The 10,325-nt window shown below is 56.8% G+C and carries 7 protein-coding genes; 5 read left to right on the top strand and 2 right to left on the bottom strand.

The genetic code is table 11. The features are described 5' to 3' along the window. The first annotated feature begins 216 nt into the window (after positions 1 to 216). From PKO02S_RS30365 to PKO02S_RS30355, 3 genes are all read left to right on the top strand, one after another. The gene (locus PKO02S_RS30365) at positions 217 to 1,221 is read left to right on the top strand and encodes a LacI family DNA-binding transcriptional regulator (protein ID WP_127588761.1); all 1,005 of its coding nucleotides are present in this window, start codon (positions 217 to 219) and stop codon (positions 1,219 to 1,221) included. Positions 1,222 to 1,315: 94 nt separating this feature from the next. Beyond that, positions 1,316 to 3,643, top strand: coding sequence for an FAD-dependent oxidoreductase (locus PKO02S_RS30360; RefSeq protein WP_218033971.1), 2,328 nt, complete (start codon positions 1,316 to 1,318; stop codon positions 3,641 to 3,643). Between the two features lie 100 nt (positions 3,644 to 3,743). After that, positions 3,744 to 5,780 carry a DUF5107 domain-containing protein gene (locus PKO02S_RS30355; protein ID WP_127588760.1) on the top strand — a complete coding sequence of 679 codons (2,037 nt, stop codon included), beginning with the start codon at positions 3,744 to 3,746 and terminating at the stop codon, positions 5,778 to 5,780. Between the two features lie 40 nt (positions 5,781 to 5,820). Here the strand turns inward: PKO02S_RS30355 and PKO02S_RS30350 are convergent, their stop codons facing one another. Then, positions 5,821 to 6,696, bottom strand: a complete 876-nt coding sequence (locus PKO02S_RS30350; protein WP_127588759.1) for a helix-turn-helix domain-containing protein — start codon at positions 6,694 to 6,696, stop codon at positions 5,821 to 5,823. A 125-nt stretch (positions 6,697 to 6,821) separates the two neighbouring features. Here PKO02S_RS30350 and PKO02S_RS30345 point away from each other — a divergent pair, with 125 nt between their 5' ends. Continuing rightward, a complete protein-coding gene (locus tag PKO02S_RS30345) occupies positions 6,822 to 8,288 on the top strand; it encodes a HEAT repeat domain-containing protein (protein WP_127588758.1) in 1,467 nt (488 codons plus the stop codon). A 60-nt stretch (positions 8,289 to 8,348) separates the two neighbouring features. On the opposite strand, the gene PKO02S_RS30340 is transcribed toward PKO02S_RS30345, so the two are convergent. Continuing rightward, a complete protein-coding gene (locus tag PKO02S_RS30340; protein ID WP_127588757.1) occupies positions 8,349 to 9,197 on the bottom strand; it encodes a sugar phosphate isomerase/epimerase family protein in 849 nt (282 codons plus the stop codon). Between the two features lie 152 nt (positions 9,198 to 9,349). Between PKO02S_RS30340 and PKO02S_RS30335 the strand changes: the two genes are divergently transcribed. Next, positions 9,350 to 10,192, top strand: a complete 843-nt coding sequence (locus PKO02S_RS30335; RefSeq protein ID WP_246067645.1) for an AraC family transcriptional regulator — start codon at positions 9,350 to 9,352, stop codon at positions 10,190 to 10,192. Positions 10,193 to 10,325: the final 133 nt, after the last annotated feature.

The raw sequence follows: 10,325 nt of genomic DNA, 5'->3' as shown, positions 1-10,325 counted from the left end.
TCATACAGCTGTCCCGCGCCTTCACCTCGGCCCACCCCGCCTACCACCGCCGTCCGCGCCCGCTCCCCGCCCGCTCTCCCGCCGCTCTCCCGCCGCTCTCCCCGCTCCCCGCCAGCAGCTCGACCAAGATGGAGCAAATTTTTCTTGTCAGCCGCGGCAGGTTTCCTTATTATTAATTTACACGAGTAAATTATCGCTGATGAATCGAGGTTCGCAATGGCAACACGCAAACAAGTGGCGGAGCTGGCCGGCGTATCGGAAGCCGTCGTCTCCTATGTCCTGCATAACAAGTCGATCGTCAAGGAAGAGACGAAGCGCAAAGTGCTGGAGGCGATCGAGCAGCTTGGGTACCGGCCCAATTTGATGGCGCGCGGGTTGAAGATGAGGCAGACGAGGCAGATCGCCGTGCTGGTGGGCTACATGGGGAACCCGTTTGAAGCGGGTATTCTGCTGCATGTGGAGAAGACGGTGCAGGAGCTGGGCTATGCCGTGTTTTTCCATTCCTACAACAGCGGGACCGAGGAAAGGCTGAAGGAGCTGCTTCATGGCCGAGTGGACGGGATCTTGCTGCTGGGGCAGTCGCTGCACGAGGAGACGATTGCGCATTTTGCGGCGCAGGGGGTGCCGATTTTCTCTTTGCTGCAGCCGACCGTTGGGCACGAGCAGGTGGAATGGTTGGACGTGGACTGGCATGCCTCCATGTGGCAGTTAGCTTCCTACCTCAAGGAGCAAGGGCATGTACGAGTCGCTCTGATGACGCATAGGTCCGAGCGCAGTTACTTGAGCTTGCGGGCACAAGCTTTCCTGGTGGCAGCTGCAGGCACAGGGCTTCAATGCGAGCCTGAGTGGATTTTGTATGGCCAGGGTCAGTTCGAGCCGGCGCAAGCCGCGATGTTAGCCGCGATTGTTAGCCTCCGAGGGGAGGAGCTGCCCTACACGGCGCTAGTCGGCATGAACGATCTCATGGCTATGGGAGCCATGTCCGCTTGCCGCCATAGCTTCGTCAGCGTCCCGCAGCAATTAGCCGTAGTTAGCTGTGAAGGCATCCTGCTCTCCAGCGAAGTGGCGCCGCCGCTCACCACCTTGCTTTATCCGCGGGAACAGCTAGGGCAAGAGGGTACGACGTATTTTATCCGGAAGCTGATGAACGGTGCGGAAGCCGACCGAACATGGCCGGAAACAAAGCTGCAAATGGATTTGGTTGTAAGACAATCTGGGTAGTCTACCGTCAGCTGAGCGGCGGAGGGTACGTGGATTGCTTTCACATAAAAATTTACACGTGTAAATAATTCGTTTGAGAAGGATGGCGACCAACATGGTGCAAAGAAAGCAAGAGCAGTTCGAGGTGATCGTATGCGGCGGAGGGCTGGCGGGATTTTGCGCGGCGGTGGCGGCTGCTCGGTCGGGAGCGAAAACTTGTTTGATCCACGATCGGCCGGTATTCGGGGGCAACAGTTCTTCGGAGATCCGGGTTACGCCGCACGGAGCGGGGCAATTCCATAACTATGCGCGCGAGACTGGGATCATCTCGGAGCTGTTGATCGAGGAGCGCGCAACCAACCACGAGAAAATCCGCGAGAACGGCGGCACGAACAGTGTCTGGGACATGACGATGTACGATATGGCGGTGAAGACGCCGAATTTGACGTTCCACCTCAATACGACCATCACGGATGTTGTCAAATCCGACAAGAGGACGATCCGGTCGGTGATCGCTCGAGTGGCGAATGCGGAGACGGAGCTGATCCTCGACGGGCAGATCTTTATCGACTGTACCGGCGACGCCATAGTTGCGGATCAGGCCGGCTGCGTATGGCGCTGGGGGTCCGAAGGCCGCGACGAATTCAATGAGCCGCACGCTCCGCTGCAAGCAAGCAACGACACGATGGGGAGCTCGATTCATTTTCGTGCGCGCGATATGGGGCGGCCGGTTCCGTTCACCGCGCCGGACTGGGCGGTCCGACACGAGGATCCGGACTATTTCGACAAGCAAGGACGTACGTTCTACGACTTGGAGGCCGGCTATTGGTGGATCGAGATCGGCATTCCATGGAATACCGTGTATGACAATGAGACGATCCGCCACGAGCTGACCCGCCATACGCTCGGCATCTGGGATTGGATCAAGAACAAGGATCCGATCTTGAAGGAGAAAGCCAGGAATATGGCGCTCGACTGGATCGGCCAAGTGCCGGGCAAACGGGAGAGCCGCCGGGTCATCGGTAAGTACTTCATGACCGAGCACGATCCGGTGAACCGGACGGTGTTCGAGGACGAGGTGGCGTTCGGCGGATGGTTTATCGACCTGCATACGCCGGGAGGCTTGCTCGCAGCAACAGCGGAGCCTGCAAGCGCAGAAGGGTACAGCGAGATCACCGAATACGCGGTGAAAAGCTATTGCGGGCCGTACGGCATTCCGCTGCGGATCATGATTGCCAAGGACGTAGACAACCTGCTGCTCGCCGGCCGGAACGTCAGCGTCACCCACGCCGCGCTCGGCACCGTCCGCGTCATGTCGACGACCGCTCTGATGGGGCAGGCGGTCGGCACGGCGGCGGCGCTGTCGCTGAGCAAGCACCTGCCGCTTCAACACATCCCGACGCAGGCGGCACGCGAGCTGCAGCAGCAACTGCTGCGCGACGGCTGCTTCCTGCCCAGCGTCCGCAACGAGGACGCCGCGGACTTGGCGCGACAGGCGCGGGCCACCGCCAGCAGCTCCGCGACGCTTGCGGGGGCGGGTCCGCAGACGACAGACGCCACCGGCGGCTTCAGAGCCCGGCAGTGGACGCAGCTGCGGCTCGATCCGGCACCGGAGCCGCTCAACCACCGACGGGGGCAATGGATAGCAGTTGGTTCAGCAGCCATCATCGAGCAGCTAAGCCTTTGCGTCAGCAACGACTCGGATCAACCGCAGACGCTCCACATCAAGCTCGTGCCGGTCGATCACATCTGGGATTACCGTGTAGACACCGGCTCTGTAATATCCGAGACGATCCTGCACATACCCGCACTAGCGCAACAACAGTGGATCGACTGGGACCTGTTCCTTGATGCCGGCAACGGACTCCAGCCGGGACGATACGTCCGGCTCGATGCGCTGGCCAATCCGCATGTGCACTGGCATTCCTCCGGCACCTTCTTGCCCGGCCATCCTTCCGCCTATGAGATGGGGCATGGAAGAATGAGGCGCTATTCGCAAGACGGCGCGACACAGAGCTATCGCATCAAGCCGGCGCAAAGCTGCTTCGAGCCTGCGAACGTGCTAAGCGGCGTAACGCGCCCGCACACTTATACGAACGTCTGGCGCTCCGACAGCCGCGAGCCTTTGTCGCAATGGCTGCAGCTAGACTGGGTCCAGCCGCAAACGATCCGGGAAGTTCACCTGACCTTTCCAGGCCATCTGCTGAAGGAGTTCCACCGATATGAGCCGCTCTACCGCGACCCGCAGTGTCCGAAGGACTATGCCATCGAAGCTCAGTCGCCGGACGGCGCGTGGCATACGTTGCTCCAAGTAACCGGCAATTATCAGCGTCATCGCCTTCATCCATTGCCTTCGCCCGTTTCGGCCCAGAGCCTGCGCATCGTCATCCAGGCTACGAACGGGGACGCTTCCGCGGCGATCTACGAGGTGCGATGCTACTAGATTTTTTTCTTTCAATTTTGATTGTTTCCTTTCGATTTTCATCATATACTTATTTTTGATAGAGGAATGTGAAACCGAAGGAGCAGGAGTGATCACACGCATGAGCATGAAGAACACCGCGCTGTATGTAGCCGAATTGGTCATTGAAGGAGCCGAGCTGGAGGGGGACAACCCGCTTCCCGTCTTTCGCAATCGCAAGCACAACCGGGATGTGAAGGAGAACGGGACCCTCTCGGACGAGCAGAAGCATCTGCTGGGCTACGAGGCGGGAGAGCGATATTTGCCTTATCGTATGCAGGATCTGTACTCCAGAAACCGGAAGACGCTTCGTCAGAAATCGATCGTGCTCGAGAACGACGTGCTGGAGGCTGTGTTTTTGCCGGAGTACGGCGGCCGCTTGTATTCGCTCAAGAATAAGCAGACCGGGCTCGATGTGTTTTATAAAAATCCGGTGTTCCAGCCTGCCAATCTCGCGATCCTCAACGCCTGGTTTTCCGGCGGGGTGGAGTGGAACGTCGGTCAGCTCGGGCATACGTTCGCGACCTCTTCCTCGGTTTACGCCGCTCAGCTGACGGACGACGAAGGGAACCCGTTCCTGCGCCTGTATGAATATGAACGCTGCAAAAATGTGTTCTGGCATATCGACTTCCACCTGCCGCCCGGGGCCGACATGCTCCAGATTTACGTACGCATCCTGAATGACAACGAAACCTCCGTGCCGATGTATTGGTGGACGAATGTGGCGGTCCGGGAAACCGAACAAGCGAGAGTATTCTCCTCCACAAGCGATGTCATCTATATGGATCCGCGTTTTGGAGGCTTTGGCGCGGAGCAGCTGCCTGAATTGCCTTCGGTTCCGGGAGAAGACGTGACCTTCCCGATGCGATTCCCGTTCGCCAACGAGTATTTTTTCCAAACGCCGGAGTCGGTCGCATCGCCGTGGGAAGCAGTCGCCTATGAGGATGGCCGGATGTTCTACGAGCGCTCTACTTCTTTGTTGCGCTATCGCAAAATGTTTTGCTGGGGCAATCATGCCGGCGGCAGACGGTGGTGCGATTTCTTGGCCAACCCGGGAGAAGGCAATTACATTGAAGTACAAGGCGGCTTTGCGCCGACGCAGCTGCATGGTCTCGATATGCCGGGCCGGACGGAGTGGGACTTCACGCAGCTGATGGGCGAAGCGTCGATCGACCCTGAGCTGGCTTGCTCCAGCGGCTGGGAAGAAGCGAGCGCCTATGTTCAGCGCAGTGTAGACAGCCTCCTGAATGAGCAGGAAGTGTATCGCATCCACGAGCGGCTTCAGCAACTGGCGAACCGTGAGCCGCAGGCGCTGCTGCACCAAGGCTCGGGCTGGGGAGCGTTGGAGAAGCTGCGGAGAGAAACGCTGGAGGGCAGATCAATCCCGGCCGGCCTGCCATTCGGTGGAATGGGTCAGACGCAAGTGGATTGGGTGGCCCTGCTGCAGGATGGAAGCTTGCCGGTGCGCGAGGCGGCGGCTGTCCCGGACTCCTGGATGGTGCAGGACGAGTGGCAGGAGCTGCTGGAGGCGAGCTTGAAGGCGGAATCGAACCGGTCGTGGAACGCGTATTTGCATCTTGGAGTTATGCTTTACGAGAAAGGGCTGGAGGAGGCCGCCGTCTCCGCTTGGGAAACCTCCTTGCAGCTCGAGCCGTCTGTGTGGGTGTACCGGAACCTGGCGGAGGTGTACAAACGCAAAGAGAGCTTCGATAAGGCTCGATCCTATATGGAACAAGCTTACGAGCTGTCCGGCGAAGTGCCGGAGCGGGCGATCGTGGAAGAATACCTGAACCTGTTGATTCAGGCGAAGGACTACCAACAAGCTTGGAGCGTTTATGCGGCTTTGCCGGAATCGCTCACGAACAGCGACCGCATACAGATTATCGTAGGCGCGGCCGCTCTGGAGCTGGATCAGGATGCGTTCATGCAGGCGTTGTTTCAGAAGGAGTTTGCCGTCATCCGGGAAGGCGAAGTGCTGATCATCGAGCTGTGGTACAAATACAACGCCAAACAACTGGCGCGTGCGAGAAACGTAGAGGTGACGGACTCGATTCTGGAAGAAGCGAAGGTCCAGTTCCCTCCGCCGAAAAATATCGATTTCAGAGTGGTTGGCTGGTAATCAGCAACGAATAAGGCAGGCAGCGGGAATCTGGTTCCCTCTACCTGCCTTTCATTATGTGTTGCTCCCTGTACTCGCTCGGCGACTGCCCGGTCAGCTTGTGAAAGAGCCTGGAGAAGTAATGGATGGAAGAGAAATGATGCTTCTCGGCGATCTCCGTAATGCTGAGCGGGGAAAACCGCAAGTCGTCTTTGGCCCGGTTGATGCGGAAATGGTTGATATATTGATTGGGCGAATATCCGGTTGCTTTCTTGAAAATCTCGAAGAAGTAGCCCCGGCTGATCGGCAAGCCCTGGGAGTACGTCTCCAGCGGATGCAAGCTGCCATTCATAATGTCTTGCTCCAGCTTCTCAAGCACTTTATGGATCCTGGGGTCGGGAAGATGATCTTCATGCAGAGCGAAGGTAAGGAAATGCTCCATAAAGCTCTGAAAATGGCGTTGGATTTGCAAGCTGCGCATAAAGGTTCGTGCCGAAATGAATTCGTTCGAGATATAAAAGCTTTCGAACCAATCGATCCACGTGCGGATGGGGTCTACTCGAGAAAACTCGGGAATCGGGTAGGGGAAGCTTGGACCGATTAGCGCATATTCCAACCGGTCCGGATCATAGCAGATTGCGCTGGGCGCCGGGAACGCGCCTTGTCTGTCGACAAATTGCCAATCAAAGTAGCAGCAGACATGGACCATCGGGGATTCGGCATCCGCGATCCACTCGTGAGGTTGACCCGCCGGGATGTAGTAGAGAGAGCCCGGAATCGCCTCATAGCTGCGTTCTTCCGTCTTAAGAATCCCTGCGCCTTCACGAATGAGGTACAACGAGCTCGTATAACAAATACGATGCAGGCTCGTTTGACCTTTGGAAAAAGGGTACTGGGTTGCAAAGTACACGTAGGGGTTGAGCTGGGCGATGTTCAAAAGATGCCAGACCTCCTCATTTTACCTGACAATTGTGCAAATATCGGATTCGTTACTAAATACAGAGAGCAGGTAAGAAGACTATATTGGAATTGTATCATGAATCAAATAAAGGAGTGAATGCGGTGCTGGATACGAATGATTTGCTGACGGATGAACAAATGATTCAATTCATTACGAAAGGGTATGTGGTGCTCCGGAATGAGGTGCCGCCCGGGCTGCATCAGGAGGTGATGGGCAAAATCAACACGGTGCTTCACCATGAGGGAAACCCTGGCAATAATATACTGCCTCGCGTACCTGAGCTGGGTCGATTCTTCGAAACCTCTGTAGTCAGGGGAGCCTTGACCAGCGTGCTGGGGGCGGAGTATTACATGCATCCTCACCGCCACTGTCACTACAATCGGCCGGGCAATCCGGTCCCTGGAGGCGGCGTATGGCACAAGGACGGGTTCTGGTCCTCCATGCGCAGCCACAGGCCCTGGTGGGCCATGATCTTCTACTATACCCAGGATGTAACGCTAGATATGGGCCCAACCGCGATTATGCCTGGAACGCAGTACTTCGAAAAGTTTCCGGGGGATGAGGCTGAGACGCTTCTGCCTACAGGTAAGGCGGGGACGATGGTTCTGGTTCACTTCGATCTGTGGCACAGGGCCTCCATCAACAGCTCTCAGCTGGATCGGTACATGCTCAAGTTTCAATTTGTGCGGTTAACGGCTCCGGCATCTCCGACTTGGAATCATAAGAGCGACAGGTTCGACCTCCCCCTGGAAGCTCCGGCACAGCTTCCGGATCTGTGGCTCGATGTATGGAAGTGGCTTAGAGGACAAGGATCTCTTGCCGGCGAAACGAAGGAAGAAGCTGAGGCTCCCCGTGTTCAAGAACTCGGCCGTATGCTTAGGGAGGAGGAGGTGCGCGCCTTGAATGCCGCCTATTCGCTCGGCACGATGGGCATGGCAGGAGCGGAGGAGCTGCTGAAGCAGCTGCGGGAAGGAACGTACTTGATCGCAACCCGTGCGGCGTATGGGCTTCAAGGCTCGGGAACCGTAGCGGTTGCAGGATTAACGGAGATCCTCGGTCGGCATCCGGATGATAAACGCAGGGCGCTGGCCGCCTTCGCGCTGGGGATGCTGGGCAATGCGTCCATCGAAGCGGTTCCCGCCCTAGTTGCGGCTACCCGCGACGAGAGTATGTGGGTTTGCCGGAACGCAATCGAATCGCTCGGCATGATGACGCAGCGTGCGGATTTGACGGTGCCTGCGCTGACGGAAGCGCTTGTGGCCTCGGTGGAGCAGGAGAAGGACATGATCTTCGATACAACGGACCCGTATGGGAAAAACCAAGCGTACATCCAAAATAAAATCGGGTATACCGCCTGTCTCTCGCTCCTTCGTATCGGGCGCGAGGGCGACCCGTCGATCGTGTTACATGCGATTAAGCAGGCGCTGACTAGTAAGGATCGATATGTGCGCGCTTATGCCTTCGAAGTGTTGGGCCAGCTTCGCTCTCCGGAATCGCTCGAGGCGCTGATCGATCATTTCCGCTCAGCCAGATGGTGCCCGGACACGCATAAGGCTAGTGGTTATTAGGCTATTATTACGAAAAAATACAGCGGCGCCAGGACATGGTCCTAACGCCGCTGCTCTGTCTTATACCCGTTCCTGCACAAACTTCACAAATTCGCGAAGCAGCTCCTCCGACCCATACTGCTTGGAGAAGTCCTCCACGCCGAGCCAGCCGTCGTACCCTACCGCCTTCAGGTGCTTCAGCACCGCAGCGAAATCCACGCTGCCGGCGGCAAGCGGCGCCCAACGGCTCTCCCAACGGACCGTGCCGTCCTCGCGTTGGCCATTTTCAAACCAGCCCGTATTCTTCACATGGACATGCGCGAGATAAGGACCGAGCAGCTCGAGGCCCATGCGCCAATGCTCGTAGCCTTCATGCACCATGTTGCCCGGATCGAACAAAACGCCGATATGATCGGAATCGCAATGGCTGACGAGGCGATGCGCCAAACTCGCGCTTGGCGAGATCGTGTTATGGTGAGTCTCCACGAGTCCTTTCACCCCGAACTGCTTGGCCATTTGCTCGGCTTCCTTCAAGTAGCGGACCGTTTTCTCATAGAGCTCCGGATAGGGAGTCGAACCGTCGTAACCTGCTACGCCAACGCGAATCGCAGCAGCTCCGATCAGCTTGGCTTTGCGGAACGCATGCTCGGTTTCAGCTAGATCCAGGTTGTTCAGATAGGGCGTCAAGCCGGCGACCACAAGTCCACGCGATTCGGTAACTTGCTTGAACTGCAGCGTCTCTTCGTCGGACAGCTCCGGATCGATCGAACACAAATTGTTGCCCCAGAACGATGGCGCCTGGTCGCGGACCTCTGCCGGAGTGCCTTTGAATCTCCACTCAATGCCATGCAATCCTGCCGCTTTGGCGGCGTCGGCCAGCTGCTCCGGACTCAAATCCGGCGTGACGACGGTAAATACAGACAGCTTCATTTTCAAATTCCCCTTCCTTCCGATTCACAATACTTCCATCATACCGTCCCGCCACGGCAAACAACATGGATGAGACAAAGCTATATTTGTACGAGAGTAAGGTGATCTTGTAAAATAAAAATCGATGGTAGTCTAGGGTATATTCCCCTCGATTGGAGGCTTTTATCATAGAAGCGACCCGTAGTACGATCGGAAGTTTGCTGGAGAATCTCGCCGTTCGGATCGATCATGCACAGTTTAAAACCGGATTCCCGGACTGGAAGCGCAACAACGAGCTGCCGGCGTTCAATCGGCTTTATTTTTTGACGGGCGGAGAAGGGTATGTCGAGATCGACGGCAAACGCTACTTTCCTAAGCCAGGGCAGTTGTTTATTTTGCCTGCCGGCACACGTCAAACGACGGAAACATCGGAGGATCATCCCTTTGAGCGGTATTTTTGCCATTTTCACGCGATGATCGGGGAGTGGTCATTGTTGCATGCGGCCGGGCGGGCGTTTATCGCCACCCCGTCGGAGCCGGAGCGGGTTCGCGGGTTGTTCGAGCAATTGATTCGGCATTATAAAGCAAAGGAACCATTTTCTCCGCTTTTCATGCAGGCTGCTTTGCTGGAAATGCTGGCGCTTTGTTTGGAGGGAAGCGACGGCGTCACGTATGTTCAAGCTTTCCTTCGCGCGCAGGAACGCCACAAGCTGACCAGGGTGCTGGACTACATTGCCACGCATTTGAGCGAGTCGTTGGAGATCGAGCGGTTGGCGGAGCTGGTGCATTTTCATCCGAACTATTTTATCAGCTACTTCCGCAAGCATACCGGGCTGCCGCCCATCCATTACATTCAACTGAAACGGATGGAGGAGGCGAAACGGCTGCTTTCGTTTACGACGCTCAGCATTTCCGACATCGCGGACCGGGTGGGGCTGGAGCTGGCGCATTTTTCGAAAAAGTTCAAAGCCTACAGTGGCTTGTCTCCTTCGGCTTATCGGGGGGCGACGAGGTAGTTGTGTTGAACTCTGCGAGACCTGATCGGCGAAACTTCTGATCGGGTTTTTCTCGACATATAAGAAAGTTTAAGTTCTTCACCGTATTGAAGCGTCAGGGTTTCCTGGCTTTCTGGGGTAGTCGGACTCAGAA

Origin of the sequence: Paenibacillus koleovorans NBRC 103111, assembly GCF_004000845.1 — a bacterium.
Taxonomy (GTDB): domain Bacteria; phylum Bacillota; class Bacilli; order Paenibacillales; family NBRC-103111; genus Paenibacillus_AA; species Paenibacillus_AA koleovorans.
The sequence above is the reverse complement of the archived record's forward strand: the minus strand, read 5'-3'. Positions and strand labels throughout refer to the sequence as shown.